Annotated in this window: 17 protein-coding genes; 7 read left to right on the plus strand and 10 right to left on the minus strand. The window is 72.6% G+C overall.

All coding sequences use genetic code 11. The features are described from left to right. Positions 1 to 2 precede the first annotated feature (2 nt). Both AB0C03_RS14150 and AB0C03_RS14155 read right to left on the minus strand, forming a co-directional pair. On the minus strand, positions 3 to 368 hold the full coding sequence (locus AB0C03_RS14150) for a UCP033725 family protein (RefSeq protein WP_030334177.1): 366 nt from the start codon (positions 366 to 368) through the stop codon (positions 3 to 5). Continuing rightward, on the minus strand, positions 365 to 3,238 hold the full coding sequence (locus AB0C03_RS14155) for an SseB family protein (RefSeq protein ID WP_357636951.1): 2,874 nt from the start codon (positions 3,236 to 3,238) through the stop codon (positions 365 to 367). Before AB0C03_RS14155 ends, AB0C03_RS14150 begins: the two co-directional genes overlap by 4 nt. Positions 3,239 to 3,390: 152 nt before the next feature. Between AB0C03_RS14155 and mycP the strand changes: the two genes are divergently transcribed. After that, positions 3,391 to 4,614 (plus strand): type VII secretion-associated serine protease mycosin, encoded by a 1,224-nt coding sequence (gene mycP / locus AB0C03_RS14160; RefSeq protein ID WP_357636953.1) that lies wholly within the window; start codon positions 3,391 to 3,393, stop codon positions 4,612 to 4,614. A gap of 85 nt (positions 4,615 to 4,699) precedes the next feature. Here mycP and AB0C03_RS14165 read toward each other — a convergent pair whose 3' ends face one another. Beyond that, positions 4,700 to 4,993: a WXG100 family type VII secretion target gene (locus AB0C03_RS14165; protein WP_030334171.1), complete on the minus strand. Its 294-nt coding sequence runs from the start codon at positions 4,991 to 4,993 to the stop codon at positions 4,700 to 4,702. A gap of 21 nt (positions 4,994 to 5,014) precedes the next feature. Continuing rightward, the gene (locus AB0C03_RS14170; RefSeq protein ID WP_030334170.1) at positions 5,015 to 5,335 is read right to left on the minus strand and encodes a WXG100 family type VII secretion target; all 321 of its coding nucleotides are present in this window, start codon (positions 5,333 to 5,335) and stop codon (positions 5,015 to 5,017) included. A 288-nt stretch (positions 5,336 to 5,623) separates the two neighbouring features. On the opposite strand from AB0C03_RS14170, the gene eccE reads away from it, so the two are divergent. The 4 genes from eccE to rarD all read left to right on the plus strand — a co-directional run bounded on the left by eccE (position 5,624) and on the right by rarD (position 9,577). Next, on the plus strand, positions 5,624 to 7,564 hold the full coding sequence (gene eccE, locus AB0C03_RS14175; RefSeq protein ID WP_435823371.1) for a type VII secretion protein EccE: 1,941 nt from the start codon (positions 5,624 to 5,626) through the stop codon (positions 7,562 to 7,564). Between the two features lie 87 nt (positions 7,565 to 7,651). Beyond that, complete coding sequence (locus AB0C03_RS14180; RefSeq protein WP_030334166.1) at positions 7,652 to 8,038, plus strand: phage holin family protein; 387 nt, start codon at positions 7,652 to 7,654, stop codon at positions 8,036 to 8,038. A 127-nt stretch (positions 8,039 to 8,165) separates the two neighbouring features. Then, positions 8,166 to 8,663, plus strand: coding sequence for a GNAT family N-acetyltransferase (locus AB0C03_RS14185; RefSeq protein ID WP_357636957.1), 498 nt, complete (start codon positions 8,166 to 8,168; stop codon positions 8,661 to 8,663). After that, a complete protein-coding gene (gene rarD, locus AB0C03_RS14190; protein WP_030334162.1) occupies positions 8,660 to 9,577 on the plus strand; it encodes an EamA family transporter RarD in 918 nt (305 codons plus the stop codon). The genes AB0C03_RS14185 and rarD overlap by 4 nt, the downstream gene beginning before the upstream one ends. A gap of 106 nt (positions 9,578 to 9,683) precedes the next feature. Here rarD and AB0C03_RS14195 read toward each other — a convergent pair whose 3' ends face one another. Continuing rightward, positions 9,684 to 10,391, minus strand: coding sequence for an anti-sigma factor family protein (locus AB0C03_RS14195; RefSeq protein ID WP_030334160.1), 708 nt, complete (start codon positions 10,389 to 10,391; stop codon positions 9,684 to 9,686). Continuing rightward, positions 10,388 to 10,882: a sigma-70 family RNA polymerase sigma factor gene (locus tag AB0C03_RS14200; RefSeq protein ID WP_030334158.1), complete on the minus strand. Its 495-nt coding sequence runs from the start codon at positions 10,880 to 10,882 to the stop codon at positions 10,388 to 10,390. Before AB0C03_RS14200 ends, AB0C03_RS14195 begins: the two co-directional genes overlap by 4 nt. A 249-nt stretch (positions 10,883 to 11,131) precedes the next feature. Between AB0C03_RS14200 and AB0C03_RS14205 the strand changes: the two genes are divergently transcribed. Next, positions 11,132 to 13,261 (plus strand): PhoX family protein, encoded by a 2,130-nt coding sequence (locus tag AB0C03_RS14205; protein WP_357636961.1) that lies wholly within the window; start codon positions 11,132 to 11,134, stop codon positions 13,259 to 13,261. Positions 13,262 to 13,364: 103 nt separating this feature from the next. Here AB0C03_RS14205 and AB0C03_RS14210 read toward each other — a convergent pair whose 3' ends face one another. Next, positions 13,365 to 14,147 (minus strand): IclR family transcriptional regulator, encoded by a 783-nt coding sequence (locus AB0C03_RS14210; protein ID WP_030334152.1) that lies wholly within the window; start codon positions 14,145 to 14,147, stop codon positions 13,365 to 13,367. Positions 14,148 to 14,301: 154 nt separating this feature from the next. Here AB0C03_RS14210 and AB0C03_RS14215 point away from each other — a divergent pair, with 154 nt between their 5' ends. Next, on the plus strand, positions 14,302 to 15,531 hold the full coding sequence (locus tag AB0C03_RS14215) for an MFS transporter (RefSeq protein WP_210864996.1): 1,230 nt from the start codon (positions 14,302 to 14,304) through the stop codon (positions 15,529 to 15,531). Here AB0C03_RS14215 and AB0C03_RS14220 read toward each other — a convergent pair. The 3 genes from AB0C03_RS14220 to AB0C03_RS14230 all read right to left on the minus strand — a co-directional run bounded on the left by AB0C03_RS14220 (position 15,507) and on the right by AB0C03_RS14230 (position 19,881). Next, positions 15,507 to 16,592: a polyprenyl synthetase family protein gene (locus tag AB0C03_RS14220; protein WP_030334147.1), complete on the minus strand. Its 1,086-nt coding sequence runs from the start codon at positions 16,590 to 16,592 to the stop codon at positions 15,507 to 15,509. The two genes, AB0C03_RS14215 and AB0C03_RS14220, sit on opposite strands and share 25 nt — an antisense overlap. 90 nt (positions 16,593 to 16,682) lie before the next feature. Then, positions 16,683 to 18,236: an NADH-quinone oxidoreductase subunit NuoN gene (gene nuoN, locus AB0C03_RS14225; protein WP_030334145.1), complete on the minus strand. Its 1,554-nt coding sequence runs from the start codon at positions 18,234 to 18,236 to the stop codon at positions 16,683 to 16,685. Positions 18,237 to 18,345: 109 nt separating this feature from the next. Next, on the minus strand, positions 18,346 to 19,881 hold the full coding sequence (locus AB0C03_RS14230; protein WP_030334143.1) for an NADH-quinone oxidoreductase subunit M: 1,536 nt from the start codon (positions 19,879 to 19,881) through the stop codon (positions 18,346 to 18,348). Positions 19,882 to 19,885: the final 4 nt, after the last annotated feature.

A 19,885-nucleotide genomic window follows, 5' to 3' on the forward strand; every position in this document is an offset into this window, starting at 1 on the left:
CGTCAGACCCGCTGTTCGCGCAGGTCGGTGACCTCGGCGGCCGGTGCCCAACCCTGGTAGACGCCGAAGTCGAAGACCTCCAGCCGCATCGCCTCGGCCACCGGCCAGCGACCACCGGTGTACTCCACCCGCAGCCACGCGTCGTGCTCGCCGAGCACGATGAACGGCTGCCCCTTCCAGGTGCAGGTGGTCCGCACGTACGCCAGATCCTCGATCTCGCTCGCCGGCAGCACCCGGACGTAACGGCCCGCCCGGACCTCCTCGAAGCCCTCACCGGGCTCGGGCTGGTAGAGGCGGATGTCGTCGCCGTCCGGGCTGGCCTGGTATTCCCGGCCCTGCCACCGGGCCACGTAACCGTCGCGCATCACGCCTCCCCGACCCGTCGCCAGGTGACCGAGTCGGTGTCCAACTCCGCGACCACCCGCTCGGTGCCGTCCGCGCCGATCCGCCAGAGTTGGGCTCCGTGCGGCAGGCGCGCGCTGTCCACTTTGAACTCGGCCACCACGTCGCTGCTCTCACCCGGAGCGAAGCCGTTGCCCCGGAAAGGCGGGCGTTCGATGACCCAGCCCTCCATGGCCCGCATCGCCGACTCGTTCTGACCGCCGTAGGGGATGCGGTAGAGGCTCGGCCGGTGCGCCGGCCAGCGCAGCACGTAGATCTCGTCGGCGTCCGGGGCGAACGGCGAGCCGGGGTAGCTGAGGCCGAGCGCCTCGTGCAGCTGAGCCGGTGTGGTCAGGTGGGACAGTTCGCCGGCCCGGTGCACGAACCCGGACACCCGGTCGTACCCACGGTCCAGGTAGTACGCGAGCTGGCTCGGTGCGATCGCCTTCTGCATGACCGTCGGGCGGGTCGGGTCGACAGCCGTCGGGGCGTACCGGGGGCGGGCGGCCGGTTCGGCCGCGGCTGGTGCCTCCACCTGGTCGACTTCCAGGTCGTCGCCGAGCCCCACCTCGGCGGCCCAGTTGGCCAACGCGACGATCTGCTCGCCGGGCAACTTGGCACCGACCGGCGTGCCCGGGTTGACGGCGAACGACCAGTCCTCGTCGGGCCAGCGCCGGATCAGTTGGGCGAACTTCACCCGGACCGTGTCGACGTCCCCGTCGACGTGGTCGGCGAGGCGCTCCGGCGACGTGTAGACCACCACGTACGTCTCGCCGTCGAGTTGCCCGGTACGCCAGACGAAGCCGGGATCTCCCGGGCGGCTTCCCGCCGCCGAGTCCGGTGCCGCCGGAAGCAGCACCCGGGCCAGCAGCAGGGTGGACAGGAAGGTGTCGGTGCTGCCGGAGCTGGCGGCGCTGAGCAGGTCCTCCTCGACCGTGTTGGCCGGCTCGAACTCGACCGGCGCCGGCTCGTCGGCCGGCGGGTGCGGACCGTCGCCGCCGAACACGCTCTCGCCGCCGAACATGCTTTCAGCGCCGGTCTGCTCCGAACCGGTCAGGCCGGCCGACGGGGCACCGCTGTCGGCGCGGTCGGCACCGAGCGGGGTGTCGACACGGCCGCCGAAACCCGGATCATCGAGGCCACCGCCGGCCTCCGTCGGAATCGAGGGGTGCGGGACGGGCGGGCTCGCAACCGGTTGGCCGAGGTTGAACGACGCGGGAGCGGAGGGGCCGGGGGGCGACGGATCGAACAGGCCGGGGCCGGGGGGCGACGAGCCGAACGGCGGCGGGGTGGCCTCGGCGGGGCTGGGGCCGGGAGGCGAGGGAACGAACAGGCCCGGACCGGGGGACGGCGAGCCGAACGGTGGCGGGGCGGCCTCGGCGGGGCCGGGCCGGTGGGCCGTCTCGGCCGGCGCGCCGCTCTCGACCGGGTCGGTGAGGTCGCGGGACTCGATGATGGTGCCCTCGATGACGATGGGCGTGAAGCCGCGGCGCGGCGCGGGTGGCCCGGAGACCGGTTCCGCGACGGACTCCGGCAGGTCCTCCGCCGGCCCGAACCGGCCCGGCCGGTCCTGCGGGATCGCCTGCGTCGCCTCCGCCGAAGGGTCGGGCCGCCCAGGCGCACCTGTCAGGGGAGGCTCAGCGGTCACCCGGAACGCGCGGGTGGGCTCCTCGGCAAGCGGGTTGTGCCGACGCGGCGGCAGCGGCTGGGTGATCTCCTCGCCGGATGCCGGTGCGTCCACGCCCCGGGACGTGCCGAGGCCGCCCTCCGGCCGACGGATCGGCTGGGTGGCTGCCGGGTCCGCTGCCACCTGGAAGGCCCTCGTCGCCGGCTCGTCGGCTGGCGCATCGGCTGGGCGACGGCGCGGAAAGGGCTGACTGCCTCGCCCGAACCGGGTCGGCGGGGCCGCCCGGTCACCCTGACGACCCCCGCTCGGGGCCGGATCACGGGCGGGGCTCGGGTCGAAGAAGGAGCGCCGGGGTGCCGCTTGGGGACCGCTGTTGCCGTTGCCCACGGCGGGGCCGTCGTCGACCGGCCGGGTCGGCGCCGGCCAGCCCCCGCTCGGCCCCTGCTGCTCGGTGGTGGGGGCGGCGGACGCCAACGGGGTGAACCGGGACGGCCGGCCGGTGCGGGGCAGGGCTCCGGCGCCGGGTGCGGGCCGGGGCGGCTCGCTCGGGTGCCGCTGGCCGGCGGCGGGCAGGTCCTCCTGGCCGGCGCGGCGCGGCGGCTCGGCGGGAACCGGTGGCCGGGGTGCCGGGCCCGGCACCGACGGCGTACCGACCCGGGGCAGTCCGCCCCGGCTGGGCCTTCGGGGCGCGATCGGAACACTCTCGGGCGCGGGCGAGGCAGCCCCGGTCGCCGGGGCCGATCCGGCGGCTGACGCGGCGTCGCGAGGTGGGATGCCGGGCCGGGTGCGGGCCAACGTCTCGGCTCGCTCCAGCCGAGCGCGGGCACCCATGGCCCGGCCGGGCAGTCGCACGTCGCCCCGGGACAGCTGCGACACGAACCAGGCCGGCAGGTAACCCTCGACCGGCAGCCCTGGATTGACGGCGAGCCACCACTCATGGTTGGGCCAACCGGCCGCGAGATCGGCGAAGGGGATGCGGCGGTTGCTGCCGGCGTTGTCGCCCAGGCAGGCCCGCAGTGCGGCGGCGGAGGTGAAGGCCAGGACGTGGGTCCGGCCGCCGGTGGTCCAGGTGCCCCATCCGGCGGGTGGCTGGCCGGGCCGCGTCGGCGCGGAGATCGGCAGCAGCACATCGGTGCGGGACAGGAGCCGGAAGTAGAGCTCCTGGTCGTTGGCGCGCAGCGCGTCGCGCATCGCCACCTCGGCCTCCGTGGCCGGCTCCCATGCGGTCACGGCCACCTCCCCTTCCGAGAACAGGCCACAGGTATCGCGTACAACCTACAAGGTGGCACCAAGATCACAATGGCAGGCCGGCGGCGGCCGGTCAGGGTGTCGAGGAGGCGATAACATCCCGTTCCGGAGCCGACACGATACGGAGGGCGTCGATGTCCCGGTCGATCACGCGCCCGGTCCTCGCAGGTCTGGCCGCCAGCCTGTTGACCGTACCGGCCCTTCCGACCGTCGCCGTCGCCGCCGGGTTCCGGGCGGCGCCGGCCTGCGCGACAGCACTCGCCCCCGTCCGGCCGGTCACCGCCACGCCCTGGCCGCAGCAACGGTACGACCCCGCGCGGCTCGCGCCGCTGGCCACCGGCGTCGGGGTGACCGTCGCGGTAGTCGACTCCGGGGTGGACCGGGCGCACCCGCAACTGGCCGGGCGGGTGCTGGCCGGCGCCGACCTGCTCGACCCCGGCGGGGACGGCCGTCGGGACTGCGCCGGGCACGGCACCGGTGTGGCGAGCATCATCGCGGCGGCGCCCCGCCCCGGCGTCGCCTTCCGTGGGCTGGCGCCGGGCGCCCGGATCCTGCCGGTGCGGGTGAGTGAGCAACAGGTGGTGCAGGGGCGGGAGTCGGGGCGTACGGTCAGCGCCGACGAGTTCGCCCGGGCCATCCGGTGGGCCGTCGACCATGACGCCGACGTGGTGAACCTGTCCGTGGTGCTGTACGCGGACGACCCGGAGGTCCGTGCTGCCGTCCGGTACGCGGTCGACCGGAACGTGGTGCTGGTGGCCGCCGCCGGGAACCTGCACGACAGCGGGAACCCCCGACCGTTCCCCGCCGGCTACGACGGGGTGCTCGGCGTGGGTGCGATCGGGGCGGACGGCGGGCGGGCGACCTTCTCGCAGACCGGCCCGTACGTCGACCTGGTGGCACCCGGCAGCGAGGTGCTGACCGCCGCCCCCGGCGCGGGCCACCACCGGGCCGAGGGCACCAGTTACGCGGCGCCCTTCGTGGCCGCCACGGCAGCTCTGCTGCGGGAGTACCGGCCGGAGCTGACCGCCGCCCAGGTCGCGGAGCGGATCATCGCCACCGCCGATCCGGCTCCGGGCGCGGGCCACGGCGGCGGGTACGGTGCCGGGGTGTTGAACCCCTACCGGGCGGTCACCGAGACCAGCGGCGGCCGGCCGGCGGGAGCGCTGCCGGTGGCCGCGCTCGCCGACCATCGGGCCGACCCGGCGCGACTCGCCCGCCAGACCCGCCGGGCCGCCGCTCGGGACCGGGCCCTGTTGGTCGGCGCGGTGGTCGGCATGACGGCGCTCACCGTGGCTCTGCTGGCAGTGGTGGTGCCCCGGGGCGCCCGTCGGCGCTGGCGCCCGGCCGGCCCGGCCTGAGCCCACCCACCCGCGGCCCGAACCTGCGACCGGCCGCGGGCGGGGCGCTGACCCGGACACGGTCAGCGCTCCCGGCCCACATCGCTCACTGGAACAGCCCGGTGTTCTTCTTTTCGGTGTCCAGGTAGTCGGTGGCGGAGTCGTTCACCGCCAGCCTGATGTCACGCAGCATCGCCTGGAGGTCCTGTGAGGCCGAGCGCCACCGCGCCTGCCGCTGCTCGTAGGCCTGCCGCGCCTCGCCCGTCCAGCTCGCCACCAGCGGGGCGGCGTCCCGTTCGAGTTGCCCGAGTTGCGCGTCGAGGGTGTTCAACGCTTTCTGGATGTCAGCGCCGGCCTGCTGCAGCGCGGCGAAGTTGACGACCAGCACACCATGGTCCATCGGATTCCCTCCCCAGCGGGATCAGAGCGGCAACTGGATGCCGCCGCGGTTGGTGCCGGCCACCCGGCTGGCCACCTCGTCGTCGGACACGTCGTACTGCCGGCCGGCGGTGCGGATCGCACCGGCGGTCTCCCGCAGGGCGCGGTGCAGCGCGGCCTGGTCCTGTGACCACTGCTGCTTGACCTGCTCGAACGACCGGCCGCCAGCGCCACGCCAGGCCTGCTGCAACACCTCCAGCTCGGCCAACAGGCCGGTCAGCATGGACTGCAACGACTGGTCCACCTGCTCGAACTTCGCGGCGGTCTGCTGCATGACTGCGGCTTCTGCCTTGGTTTGGGACACCCGGACGTCACCTCGTCTCTCGGATCGCACCTGGCCGTCGACGCGTCCACGGTGGGCGACGCGTCGTCGCTTGGCCCGGTCGTCGAGCACTGAGACACGGGTCAGCGAAGGACTTCGTGGCTGACGGTAGCGACCTCGTAGCAGTTCTGCTACCCCACGGGCTTCCCCTGTGGACAACCGAGGCGGCCATCGGTCGCTTACGATGTGCCGCAGCCACGTCGCGGCGTGTGACGGGCCGTCAGCGGCGGCCGACCGCCCGACCCGGTTCCCACTGGTCGAGGAGGCACGGTGCCGCACCCACCGACCCCTGTCGACTCCGGGGCAGGGGCCCGCGCACCGGCGACCGGGCCGGGCCGACCCACCGACAGTGGCCTGGCGTCGGCCGATCAGCGCGCGCCCCGCCGCCGGTCGACGGTGGGCCGCTGGGCGGCGGTCGGCCGTCGCGCGGGTGCCCGCACGCGAGCCGGCCAACTGGTCAGCGCGCAGGTAGCGGCGGCGCTCGTCCTCGTCGCCCTGGGCCGGCCCGCACCAGTCGTCGCGGTAGCCGCCCTGATGGCCGTGCTGCTGGTGGCGGCCGCCTGGGTGCCGCTTCGGGGGCGCTGGCTCTTCGAGTGGCTGGGCACCGCCGTCGGGCACCTCACCCGCCGCCGGGCGCTGACCGGGCCGGCCGGAGCAGCCGAACTGCTCGACCTGGTCGCCCCGGGCACCGTCGTCCGCTCGACCGAGCTGACCGGTGGGCCGGCGGCCGTCCTGGAGGACACCACGGGAATGGTCGCGCTGCTGGAGTTGGGGGACCCGGGCGACCTGCTGGGTGACGCGTCCCAGGCGATCCCCGCCCCGGCCGCGTTGCTCCCGCCGGCCGGGCCGGACCTGCCCCCGCAGCTGGTCCAACTGCTGCTCGCGGGCGCACCGGCACCGGTAACGAGCGCCGGTGGCACGGTCGGCACCTCGTACCGGCAGCTCACCGACGGGCGGCTCGCCGGGCGGGAACGGGCGGTGGTTGCCGTCCGGGTGCTGCGGGTCGACGGTTGGTCCGAGGAGGATCTGCGCCGGGTGCTCGCCGGCACGGTCCGCCGGATCGTCAGGCGTCTCGGGCCGTTGGCCGCGCGACCGCTCGGGGTGCCGGCGGCGCTGCGCGTCCTGGGCGAGTTGGCCCACCAGGACGACGAACCGGTCCGGGAGTCCTGGCCGGTGATCCGGTCGGGCACCCTGGTCCAGGCCACCTTCCTGCTGACCTGGTGGCCCGACCCGGGCGGTACGGGCGGACGCCGGCTGGTGCCCCGCCTGCTCTCGCTGCCGGCGACGGCCACGACGGTGTCCATGTGCTCGGGTCCGGCGCCGACGATGACGCCGTCGTCGCATTCACCGGCGACCACAACAGTGCCGACCGAGCTGACGGTGCGTCTGGCGGCCGGGACGGCGGCCGAGTTGGCGGCGGCCACCGAGGCGCTGATCCGACTGGTGACCGACCTGGGCGGAAAGTTGCGGCGGCTCGACGGTGCCCACCTGAGCGGGCTGGCCGCCACGCTGCCGCTGGCGTTGCCGGCGTCCGGAGCGCAGCCCCGCCCATCGGCACCCGGGTCGCCGCCCGGCGCGGCGGTGACCGACTGGGAGCTCTCGGTGGGCGACGCGGGGCTGATGGTCGGCACCAACCGGCACGGCCGGGCCGTCACCGTACGACTGTTCCGGCCGGAGAGCACCCGGGTGCTGCTGGTCGGCGGGGTGCGCGCCGCCCAACTGGTGGGCCTGCGCGCGCTGGCACTCGGCGCCCTGGTGGTGGTGCAGACGGTCCGGCCACGCGCCTGGGAGCCGTTCGTCCGGGGGGTTGGCGCACCGGGCGGCACGATCCCGTTGCTGCCGCCGGGTCGGGCGGTCGCCGACGGGGTGGGTACGGCGCTGCGTCCGTTGCTGGTGATCGTCGACGCCGGGCCGGTGGCGGCCGAGGCCGCGCCGGGCCCGCCGTGGCGGGCCACACTGGTGGTACGCGACGAGCTGACACCGGCGGATGTGGACACGCTGAGCCGGGCCGACCTGGCGTTGCTCCAGCCGTTGACCTCCGCCGAGGCCGCCCTGGCCGGAGCCGCGCTGGGGCTGGGCGGCTCGGCCGAGTGGCTGACCCGGATCCGGGAGGACATGGTGGCGGTGGTCAACCGCCGGGCGCTGCGCTGGGCGCTGCTGTCCCCCACACCGATCGAGGGGCAGCTGATCGGGCCGCCGAGGCGCGGCTGACCAGTCGGGCCGCCGAGGCGCGGCTGATCACCAGGATGGCCGGCTGTCGGGTTACGCCGGTGCGTGGTCCGTGGCACGATCCCCGCCATGGGTTTTCTGAAAGGTCTGCTGATTCGGCTGGCCAGCACAGCTCTGGCTTTCTGGCTCGCCACGCTCCTCATTCCGGGCATCTCCCTGGATTCGAACTCGGCCACCGAGACGGTGACCACGCTGCTTCTGGTGGCGGTGATCTTCGGTGTGGTCAACGCTGTTCTCCAGCCGATCATCAAGACCGTCGGCTGCGGCTTCTACCTGCTGACCCTGGGTCTCATCGCCCTGGTGGTGAACGGCCTGCTGTTCCTGCTCACCAGCTGGATCGCCGACCAGGCCGGGCTGCCGTTCGAAGTGGACGGTTTCTGGCCGGCGGCGGTGCTCGGCGCCCTCTTCGTGAGCATCGTGACCTGGATCCTCGGCGCCGTCCTCGACCGGGACTGACCGGCGACCAGCCAGCACCGACCCGGCTTGCCGGGGCCCCGACCTGGTCCGGGGCCCCGGCGGGCCGCTGACCAGAGTTCGGGAATTGGCCGGCCCGGGTGCCCATCCCGGCGGTTAGCGTCGCGGCATGTTCTCACTGACCTACGCCGACGGACACCTGCTCAGCACCGATCCGGCGCGGATCGATCTGGACCTGGTGCACCACTGGTTGTCCACCGACGCGTACTGGGCGCTCGGGCGGGACCGGGAGACCATTGAACGGTCGTTCGCCGGCTCACTGCCGTTCGGCATCTACCGTCCGGAGGACGGCCGCCAGGTGGCGGTGGCCCGGGTCGTCACGGACGGTGCCACCTTCGCCTGGCTCTGCGACGTGTACGTCGACCGGGCCGCCCGAGGTCGGGGGTTGGGCGGGTGGCTGGCCGGTGCGGTCCGCGACCACCTGGCCGAGCTGGGCGTACGCCGGATCCTGCTCTGCACCAACGACGCGCACCAGGTGTACGCGGGGGTTGGCTTCACGCCGCTGGACAACCCGCAGCGGTGGATGCAGCTCGACCGGCGACCGCCGGTGACCCCGATCACCGGAAAGGAACAAAGCAGCACTACGCCCCTTACGGTGGAAGCGTGACACCACTCCGCCTGGGATACCTCTACGGCCTCGGCGCGTACCTGCTCTGGGGTTTCTTTCCGCTCTACCTGAAGCTGCTGCGACCCGCCGGCCCGCTGGAGATCCTGGCCCACCGGATCGTCTGGTCGGTGGTCTTCGTGGCCCTGCTGCTGGCGGCGCTGCGCAACGTCGGCTTCCTGCGGGCGCTGCTGCGCCGCCCCTGGGCGATGGCGGGGATCGTGGCCGCCGCCGCGCTGATCGCTGTCAACTGGGGCACCTACATCTACGGGGTGAACTCCGACCGGGTGGTGGAGACCGCGCTCGGTTACTTCATCAACCCGCTGGTCGTGGTGCTGCTCGGGGTGACGGTGCTGCGGGAGCGGCTACGCCCGACGCAGTGGGTGGCGCTCGGGATCGGCGCGTCGGCGGTCGCGGTGCTCACCGTTGACTACGGTCGGCTGCCCTGGCTGGCACTGACCCTGGCGTTCAGCTTCGCCGGCTACGGCCTGGTCAAGAAGCGGCTGGGGCTGCCGGCGGCCGAGGGGCTCTTCGTCGAGTCGGCGGTGCTGGCGTTGCCGGCGCTGGGCTACCTGGGGTGGCTGACGGCGAAGGCCGACCTCACCTTCGGGCACGTCTCCGCCGGGCACACCGCGCTGCTGGTGCTGGCCGGCGCGGCCACGGCGATTCCGCTGCTCATGTTCGCCGGGGCGGCCAACCGGCTACCCCTGAGCGGCCTCGGCATGATCCAGTACCTGGCGCCGATCCTTCAGCTCGGCTGCGGTGTGCTGATCTTCCACGAGCCGATGCCGCCGGCCCGTCTGGCCGGCTTCGCGCTGGTCTGGCTGGCCCTGATCGTCTTCACCGCCGACGCGGTCCGCAACTCCCGCCGCACCCGGGCCCAGGCCCGGATCCTGGAACCCGTCCCCACCCCGTAATCCCACCCCCGACCCCCGCGATCTTGCAGTTTCGGTCGTCGATATGCCTTCCATGCCCCTTATGAGAGTGCAGAAAGTGCAAGATCGCGGAGGACCGCGCGCAGGGTCAGGGGACGGCGTAGGTGAGGATCGGCGTGCCGTCGGCTCTCTGCAGTTCCACGCTGACCAGCTCGGCGTCGGTGAACCTGGTGGCACCGGTGAAGCTGAGATCGTCACCGGGGGCCGCCAGCCAGGAGCCGATCTGCTCGGTGGCGCCGTTCGGTCCGCGCGCCACGAGCCGGAACGGGTACGCCTTGCCGTAGCTCGTCCGCGCGTCGTACCCGCAGCGCATGGTCACCTCGGTACCCCACTTGGTGCCGGTGAGCCCGAGGTCGGCGTGCACCGGCCCGGCGGCGGCCACCGGTCGCATGGCCACCATCGACACCTGCGGGGCCGGGGTGCCCTGCGCCCCGGGCGGCCCGGCCGGTCGAGGCAGCGCCATTGCGGTGCCCACGCCGACCAGCAGCGCCAGCCCGGCGGCGGCCAGTGTGGTCAGCGCGTACCGTCGCCGGTCCGCGGAGCGTTCCCGACGTCGGCGCTGGCGGGCCTCGGCGAGCAGCGCGGGCACCCTGGGCGGTGCCGGCGGCGGCAGGATCTGCTCCAGCCCCGCCGGGTCGAGGCGTCCGAGCAACCCGGGCAGCACGGCGATCTCGGCGACCGCCTCCCGACACGAGGCGCAGCCGCCGAGGTGCCGCTCGTAGGCCGCCCGCTCGGCAGGGGCCAGGGCACCCAGCACGTACGCGCCGTCGTCGTACGCGAACTCGCACCGGGTCATCCCGTCACCCCCATCTCGGCAAGGACCAACCGTAGAGACCGCAGCGCGTAGTGGGTGCGGGATTTCACGGTCCCCGGCGGCACGCCCAGGCGGGATGCCGCCTCGGCTACCGACCGCCCCTGGTAGAAGCACTCGACCAGCACTTCCCGGTGGGTCGGGCTGAGCCGGTTCAGCGCCTCGGCGACGGTCCACGCCTCCACCGCCCGTTCGGCCTCGTCGATCACCTCGGGCGGTTCGGGCAGGTCGTCGGTGAACACCTCGCCGACCCGGGTGGACCGCCGCCGCCAGGCGTCGATGGCCAGGTTGCGGGCGGTGGTGAACAGCCAGGACCGCACCGATCCGCGTCTCGGGTCGAGTGACTCCGGATGTCGCCAGGCCCGCAGCAGCGTCTCCTGGACCAGGTCCTCGGCCCGCTGCCGGTCCCCGTTGACCAGCCGCAGGGCGTGGGCGTACAGCGCCTCCGCGTGCTCGTCGTGCAGCGCGCGCAGCAGTTGGGCGTCGTGGTCGCTGATGGCGGTCTCCTCGCTTCCGGCGCGCGTGCGGCGGTGGCGTCCGCCTGGGAATACGTGCGGTCACGCCGATCGGTTCAGCCCGAGGTCAGGCCGGTTGCGGGGTGGTTGCCGCCCACGAAGGTGTTCATGCCCGGTTCACACCGTGGCCGACGTGCGCTCACCACGTCCTCCTAGCGTCCGGCTGGTACGCCGCCTGTCGTGCCACCGACTCCTCTGGAGGCCTCCCCCATGAGCGACCGCCCCCGGCTGCTCCCCCTGTTGACCGGCGCCCGCCATGGCACCCGTGACGCCATGACCTGTCTCTACCGGTGCGGAAACGCCTGCGACCACCCGGTGCCGAACACCTCCGACAACGCGTACTTCGGCGACGTGGTGAACGCCGAGATGTCCCGGCGTGGCGTGGTCCGGGCCGGCGCGGTGGGCGCGCTGGTGCTCGGTTTCGGCGGCGCGGCGGCCGGTGCGCTCGCCGGTGCGGCCCCGGCCGTGGCCGCACCGGCCACCACCCCGGACGTCCCGGAGGCCTTCGGTTTCGGCCGTCCGAGCACCGGGGTCGGCAGCGGAGCGCTGACCTTCAAGCCGATCCCACCGAACAAGTTGGACACCCTCGTCGTGCCGAACGGCTACGACCACGCCGTGGTGATCAAGTGGGGTGACCCGGTGCTGCCGGGCGCACCGGAGTTCAACCTGCACCACCAGAGCGCCGCCGCACAGTCCAAGCAGTTCGGTTACAACAACGACTTCGTGGGTGTGCTGCCGCTGGACAAGCAGGGCCGGCGGGCGCTGCTCGTGGTCAACCACGAGTACACCAACGAGGACCTGATGTTCCCGGGCTTCCCCGGCCTGGACGGCCTCTCCGTGGAGCAGCTGCGCACCGCCATGGCCGCGCACGGCATGTCAGTGGTGGAGCTCGAACGGGTCGCGGGCACCGGGCAGTGGCAGCCGGTCAGCAAGGGCCCCCGGCCCTACAACCGGCGGGTCACCGCGCTGAGCACCAAGTTCGACCTCACCGGCCCGGCCGCCGGCTCGGCCTGGTTGAAGACCGCCGCCGACCCGAAGGGTCGTACCGTCGTCGGCACGTTGAACAACTGCGCCGGTGGGGTGACCCCCTGGGGCACCGTGCTCTCCGGCGAGGAGAACTTCAACCAGTACTTCGTGGGCGCCGACGCGGCCCCGGCCGAGCTGAAGCCGAAGCTGGACCGCTACGGCATCGGCACCGCCAGCCGCTACCCCAGCGGCAGCCGCAGGTGGGAGCGCGCGGACGAGCGCTTCGACCTGGCGAAGCACCCCAACGAGGCACACCGCTTCGGCTGGGTCGTCGAGATCGACCCGTTCGACCCGGAGAGCCGCCCGCGCAAGCACACCGCGCTGGGCCGGTTCAAGCACGAGGGCGCCAACGTGATCGTCGCGAAGGACGGCCACGTGGTCGCGTACATGGGCGACGACGAGCGGTTCGACTACCTCTACAAGTTCGTCTCGGACAAGAAGTTCATGAAGGGCAACTCCTGGGCTGCCCGCAAGCACAACCTGACCCTGCTGGAGTCCGGCACGCTCTACGTGGCGAAGCTCGACCAGAGCAGCGCCGCCGAGATCGACGGCTCGGGCAGGCTCCCCACCGACGGCGCCTTCAACGGCCGGGGTCGCTGGATCAAGCTGGTCAGCGGCAACCGCTCGTTCGTCGACGGGATGACCGCCGCGGACGTGCTCACCTTCACCCGGCTCGCCGGTGACAAGGTCGGCGCGACCAAGATGGACCGCCCCGAGGACGTCGAGCCGAGCCTGCTCACCGGCAAGGTGTACGTGGCGCTGACCAACAACACCAACCGCGGCGTCGGCAGCAACCCGAAGGCGGACGAGGCCAACCCGCGCACCGCCAACAAGCACGGGCAGATCCTGGAGCTGGTCGAGGACCGCAACGACAACGCCGCGGAGACCTTCGCCTGGTCGCTGCCGATCGTCTGCGGCGACCCGACCGACCCGTCGACCTTCTTCGCCGGGTACGACAAGGCCCAGGTGTCAGCGATCTCCTGCCCGGACAACGTCGCCTTCGACGCCACCGGCAACCTCTGGATCTCCACCGACGGCAACGCGCTGGGCAGCAACGACGGCCTGTTCGCCACCGCTGTGGAGGGTCCGCAGCGGGGTCACCTCAAGCAGTTCCTGACCGTGCCGCTCGGCGCGGAGACCTGCGGCCCGTTCATCACCGGCGACAACCGTTCGCTCTTCGTCGCGGTGCAGCACCCGGGCGAGATCAGCGGGGCTTCGGTGGAGAACCCGGCCTCGAACTGGCCGGACGGTGACTACGCCAAGCCGGGCGTGGTGGTCACCTGGCGCCTCGACGGCGGCCCGGTGGGCAGCTGAGGTCGTAACCGCGGCCGAGAGGCCGATGACGTTGTTCCCGGCGGTCCGGCGCTGGACCGCCCCGAGAGGCCCTCTCCCAACCGGGGAGAGGGCCTCTCGGCGGTCAGTTGTCGGAGGCGATGCCGTCGGCCACGCTGCGGGCCACGGTGAGCAGCTTGGCGCGTACCACCCGGGCGGAGGTCATCATCTCGCTGGCTGGCAACGCGCAGGCCAGCACGACGCGGCGTTCCATGTCCTTGTCCGGCGCGACGAGCACCGCGGCGCAGGCCACCCCCTGCCGGAACTGCCCCATCTCCAGCTGCATGCCGCGCCGGTCACCGGCGGCCAGGTCGGCCTCGAAACTCTCGGGGGTGGTCAGCGTGGCGGTGGTGAACGGGCGCATGCCGTACTCACGCAGATAGCGGTAGCGCTGGTCGCTCGTGAGGGTGGCGAGCAACGACTTGCCGAGGGCTGTGGCGTGCGCCCCCTCGTCGAAGCCGGGGACCAGGTCCTCCAGGTAGGGCGAGCGGTGCCCCTCGGCGACCGCGGTGAGGGCCACCTGGCCGCCGACGAACCGACCGAGGTAGTGGCTGTAGCCGGTGTCCAGGGCGGCCCGCCGCAGCGTCTCACCGACCGCCGGTGGGCCCCGGAACGCGGTGACAAGCTCCCGGTACCGGTCGGCCACCTCCAACCCCACGATGTACGTGCCGTCCTCGCGACGGATCACGTAGCCCTCGTAGGCGAGGGTGCGGACCAGGTGGTACGTGGTGGCCACGGTCAGCTCACAGCGCCGGGCGATCTGCTTGACGGTCAGGCCCTTCGGGGCGCGACCGACCGACTCCAGCACCCGTAGCGCTCGGGACACGCTGCGAATCAGGTCCGAAGGTTCTGCCAAGGGGTCGCGCACAACCACCTCCGCCGCCGGGGACTTACACCATATGAAAAACAGGCCCGGTGCGAAATGCCTGTTCGGGTCGAGGATGCCAGATCACCATCCACAGCTAGTGCCCCGCCGGTCACCAGGAGTGCGCTGAGCGGGGCTCACGTAGGTTTGCCCAACGATGACCAACACCGCCAACACCCCCGATCCGGCGCTCGCCCGACCCCATCCGGTCCGGGCCAGCGCCGGCGCAGTCGCCACCACCGTGGCCTGCGTACTCCCCGTCTTCCTGCTCGGCGGTCTCGCCGTGCAGATGGGCACCGACCTCGGCTTCTCGCCGGCCGGCCTGGGCCTGGCCGTCTCCGTCTACTTCGGGGTCAGCGCGCTGGCCTCGGTGCCCTCCGGCCGCCTCGTCGAGCGGTACGGACCGGCAGTGGTGGCCCGCAGCGGCATCCTGCTGGCCGCCGGGTCGATGCTGGCCGTGGCCGCCTTCGCCCGGTCGTACCCGGTGCTGGTCGGCCTGCTGGCGCTCAGCGCCGCCGCAAACGCGCTGGGCCAACTGGCCAGCAACACCGCGCTCGCCCAGCACGTGCCGGCGCGACGGCAGGGGCTGTCGTTCGGGGTCAAGCAGGCCGCCATCCCGGTCTCCACCCTGCTGGCCGGGGCGGCGGTACCCACCATCGCGCTCACCGCCGGCTGGCGCTGGGCGTTCGTGGCCGCCGCCGTGGCCGCGCTGACCACGCTTGCCGCCGTACCCCGGCAGCTGCCCGGCCCGGCCCGGCGAGCCGGCGCGACGCGCGCTGCTCGGGCGACGGTGGCGCTGGTGGTGATCGGCGCGGCGGCGACGTTGGCGTCGGGCGCGGCCAACGCGCTGGGCACCTTCCTGGTCGACTCCGCCGCCGCCCGGGGCCTGTCGCCGGGTCTCGCCGGCCTCACTCTGACCCTGGGCAGCGCGGTCTGCGTGGCGGCCCGGGTGGGCGCCGGCTGGTTGGCCGACCGTCGCGACACCGGCCACGTCGCCCTCATCGCCGCGATGCTGCTGGTCGGCGCGGTCGGGCTGGGCCTGCTCGCGGTGACCGGCTCGGTGCCGCTGGTCGTCGGTGTGGTGCTCGGCTTCGGCCTGGGCTGGGCCTGGCCCGGCCTGATGAACTTCGCGGTGGTCCGGCTGCACCCGCAGTCACCGGCCGCCGCCACCTCGATCACCCAGACCGGGGTGTACGCGGGCGGCTGCCTCGGCCCGTTGAGCCTCGGCCCCCTCGCCGCGCACCTCGGCTACCCGGCGATGTGGACCACCGCGGCCGTGGCGATGCTCCTCGCCGCCGCTCTCATGCTCGCCGGCAGCCGACTGTTGACCCGCGTCGCCGCCGCAGCGGGGCGGGGCGGGGATCAGCTGGTGCGGTCGGCGATGTAGTCGCAGAGCGACTCGAGCGCGCTGCGGGAGGGGCCGTGCGGCAGCGGGGCGAGCTGCGCGCGGGCCTCCTCGGCGTAGCTGCGCACCGTCTCCCGGGCCCGCTTGAGCGCCGGGCTCTCCCGCAGCAGCCCCAACGCCTCGGCGTGCAACGCGTCGTCAGTCAACGGGCCGGTCGCCAGGATCTCCCGCAGCCGCACCGACGACGCGTCGGAGTCGTCCGCTTCACGGGCGTAGAGCACCGGCAACGTCGGGACGCCCTCGCGCAGGTCCGTGCCGGGGGTCTTGCCCGACTGCACCGACTCGGAGGCGATGTCCAGCAGGTCGTCGGAGAGCTGGAAGGCGACGCCGATCGTCTCGCCGTACCCGGCGAGGGCCTCCACGTGCTCGGGGGCGGCGCCACCGAACATGCCGCCGAACCGGGCCGACGTGGCGATCAGCGAACCGGTCTTCTCCGCGATCACGTGCAGGTAGTGGCTCACCGGGTCGTCGTCGGGGCGTGGCCCCACGGTCTCCGCGATCTGACCGTGCACCAGCCGGGCGAAGGTGCGCGCCTGCAACCGGACCGCCTCGGGGCCCAGATCGGCGGCGATGTCCGCCGCACGGGCGAAGAGGTAGTCACCGACCAGGATGGCGACCGAGTTGGTCCACCGGGAGTTCGCACTCGGCGCGCCCCGACGCACGGCGGCCTCGTCCATCACGTCGTCGTGGTAGAGGGTGGCGAGGTGAGTGAGCTCCATCACCACGGCGGCCGGGACCACCTGCGCACCGGTCGGGTCACCGAACTGCGCGCCGAGCGCCACCAGCAACGGCCGGAAACGCTTCCCACCGGCCTCCACGAGGTGCCGGGCAGCCTCCGTGACGAACGGGTCGGCGCTGGACACGCTGGCCCGCAACTCGACTTCGACCGTGTCGAGCAGGCCCACCACGGACGCCTCGACACGGGGATCGGCGAGATTGAGACCAAGCGCGCCGAACTGACTCGTGCTCGCCCGACCCCGCCGACCGCCGGAGCCGGAGGCACCTGAACGCTCGCCCGCCGGATTCACCACGCCATCAACCATGCCACACCCGTACGACCTGCTCCGGGCCGGGGATACGCACCGGGGGCCGGCACGTGAACACGCGCCGACCCCCGGTGATCGATCCTTCGGCTATCGAACGAATTCGGCAGCTCCGGTCGCCAGATCGAGCAGCGGCGCCGGGGCGACACCCAACACCAGGGTCGCCAGCACACCGATCATCAACGCGGCGGCGGTGAGCCCACCGGGCACTGTGACGGTCGGGGTGGACTCGCCCGGCTCGGAGAGCCACATCATCACCACGACCCGCAGGTACGGGAACGCGAGGATCATGCTGGTCAGCACACCGGCGATCACCAGCCAGGCCTGGCCACCCTCCAGCGCCGGCCCGAAGATGGCGAACTTGCTGGTGAAACCGCTGGTCAGCGGAATACCGGCGAAGGCCAGCAGGATGAACGTGAACAGCGCGGCGAAGAACGGCGACCGCCGGCCCAGCCCGGCCCAGCGGGACAGGTGGGTGGCCTCGCCGTCGTCGTCGCGGACCAGCGTCACCACGGCGAACGCCGCCAACACCGAGAAGCCGTACGCGACCAGGTAGAACATCGTGCCGGCGAGCCCGTCACGGCTCGGCGCCAACACACCGACCAGCAGGTAGCCGGCGTTGGCGATCGAGGAGTACGCGAGCAGCCGCTTGATGTCGGTCTGGGTGACCGCGAGCACCGCACCGACCAGCATGGTCAGCACCGCCACCGCGCCGAGGACCGGGGTGAAGTCCCAGTTGGCGTCGGCGAACGCGACCTGGAAGACGCGCAGCAGCGCACCGAACGCGGCGACCTTGGTGCAGGCCGCCATGAACCCGGTGACCGGGGTCGGAGCACCCTGGTAGACGTCCGGGGTCCAGACGTGGAACGGGGCCGCCGCCGCCTTGAAGAGCAGACCGATGGCGAGCAGCGCCATGCCGGCGAAGAGCAGCACCGGGCTGGCCGGCGACTCGCTCACCGCCGCGTGGATGGTCGCGAAGTCGACGCCGGCCGAGCGGCCCGGGATGCCGGCGGTGAAGCCGTAGATCAGGGCCACGCCGAACAGGAAGAACGCGGAGGCGTACGCGCCGAGCAGGAAGTACTTCATCGCCGCCTCCTGGCTCAGCAGACGCCGGCGACGGGCCAGCGCGCAGAGCAGGTAGAGCGGCAGAGAGAAGACCTCCAGCGCGATGAACATGGTCAGCAGGTCGTTCGCCGCCACGAAGATCAGCATGCCGCCGATCGCGAACGTGGTGAGCGGGTAGACCTCGGTGAGACCGTTGCGCCCCTCGGCCTGCCGCCGGTCGTCGGCCGACTCGGCGGTCACCGCGGCCTGGGCGACGAACGCCCCGCCCCGCTCGACCGAGCGGTCACCGATCAGCAGCAGCGCCATGGCGGCCAGCACCAGGATCGCGCCCTGGAGGAAGAGCGTCGGCCCGTCGATGGCGAGGGCCTGCCCGACGGTGATGATCCGCTCGTCGGCGCTGAGGACCACCATGGTCAGTGCCGCGAGCACCGCGAGCAGCGCCAACGTCAACTGCACCAGATGCCGCCAGCGCCGCGGCACCAGGGCCTCGACCAGCACACCGAACAGCGCGGCGCCCAGCATGATCAGGATCGGAGCGATTGCCGCGTACTCGATCGACGGCAGTTTCAACTCGGTCACAGTGCCGACCTTTCGTTCGCGACTGCGCAAGCCTCTGCCCGCGACTGCGGGGCTCGCTTCGCTCTCTCCTCGCGCGGGCGGATGGGGCTCGCAAGCTCACTCCTCGCGCTCACCGAGCCGCCTCCTGGACGGTGCCGCCCACGGACGGCGCCGGGTCGGTTCTGCCGATGTCGTCCATGGTCGCCTGGACGGCCGGGTTGATCACGTCAGTGACCGGCTTGGGGAAGAAGCCGAGCAGCACGATCAGCGCGATCAGGGGGGCAACCACGACCTTCTCGCGCAGGTTGAGGTCCCGGCGCATGCCGTCGACCTCGGTCAGCGCCGGGTTCAACGTGCCCTGGGTGGTGCGCTGCACCATCCACAGCACGTACGCGGCGGCCAGGATGATGCCGAGCGTCGCGATGACCGCTACCGGCTTGTTCACAGTGAACGTGCCGATCAGCACCAGGAACTCGGAGATGAACGGCGCGGTGCCGGGCAACGCCAGCGAGGCGAGACCGGCGAAGAACAGCACCCCGGCGAGCACCGGGACCAGCTTGCCCGCGCCACCGAAGTCACTGATCAACGACGAGCCGCGCCGGGCGATCAGCATGCCCACCACCAGGAAGAGCAGGCCGGTGGCCAGGCCGTGGTTGAGCATGTAGAGCACCGCGCCGGTGCCGGCCTGCGTGGTGAAGGCGAAGATGCCCACCCCGATGAAGCCGAAGTGCGCGATCGAGGTGTACGACACCAGCCGCTTGAGGTCGTTCTGGCCGACCGCCAGCAGCGCGGCGTAGACGATGCCGATCACGCCCAGGGCCAGCGCCCACGGGGCGAACCACTTCGACGCCTCCGGGAACAACGGCAGGCAGTACCGCAGGATGCCGAAGGTGCCGACCTTGTCCAGCACCCCGACGAGCAGCGCCGCCGCGCCCGCCGGGGCGGCCCCACCGGCGTCGGGCAGCCAGGTGTGGAACGGGAAGAACGGCGCCTTGATGGCGAACGCGAGGAAGAAGCCGAGGAACAGCCACCGCTCGGTGCCGGTGCTGATGTCGACCTGCGAGAGCGCCTGCCAGTCGAAGGTCTTCCCGCCGACCACCCACAGGCCGATCACCGCGGCCAGCATGAACAGACCGCCGACCAGCGAGTAGAGGAAGAACTTCACCGCCGCGTACTGCCGCTGGTGGCCGCCGTAGCTGCCGATGAGGAAGTACATCGGCACCAGCATGACCTCGAAGAACACGTAGAACAGGAAGACGTCGGCGGCCGCGAAGACGCCGATCATCGTGCACTCGAGGACCAGCAGCAGCGCGAAGTAGACGGGCACCGACCGCTTCGACGACTCGGCGTCGTGCCAGGACGCCAGGATCACCAGCGGCACCAGCACCGCGATCAGCATCAGCATCACCAACGCGATGCCGTCGGCGGCGAAGGTGAAGCTGACCCCCCAGTTCGGAATCCACGAGTACGACTCGCGGAACTGGAACCGGTCACCGCCGGCGTTGAAGCTGACCCACATCACCACCGAGAGCACCAGCACGAGCAGCGACCAGGCGAACGCCACCTGCTTGGCCAGCTCCGGGCGGTGGCGCGGCAGGAAGGCCACCACCAGGGCGCCCACCAGCGGCGCCACGGTGAGCACCGAGAGGAACGGGAAGTTGGACATTATG

It is taken from the genome of Micromonospora parva (genome assembly GCF_040649675.1).
Lineage (GTDB): Bacteria > Actinomycetota > Actinomycetes > Mycobacteriales > Micromonosporaceae > Micromonospora > Micromonospora parva.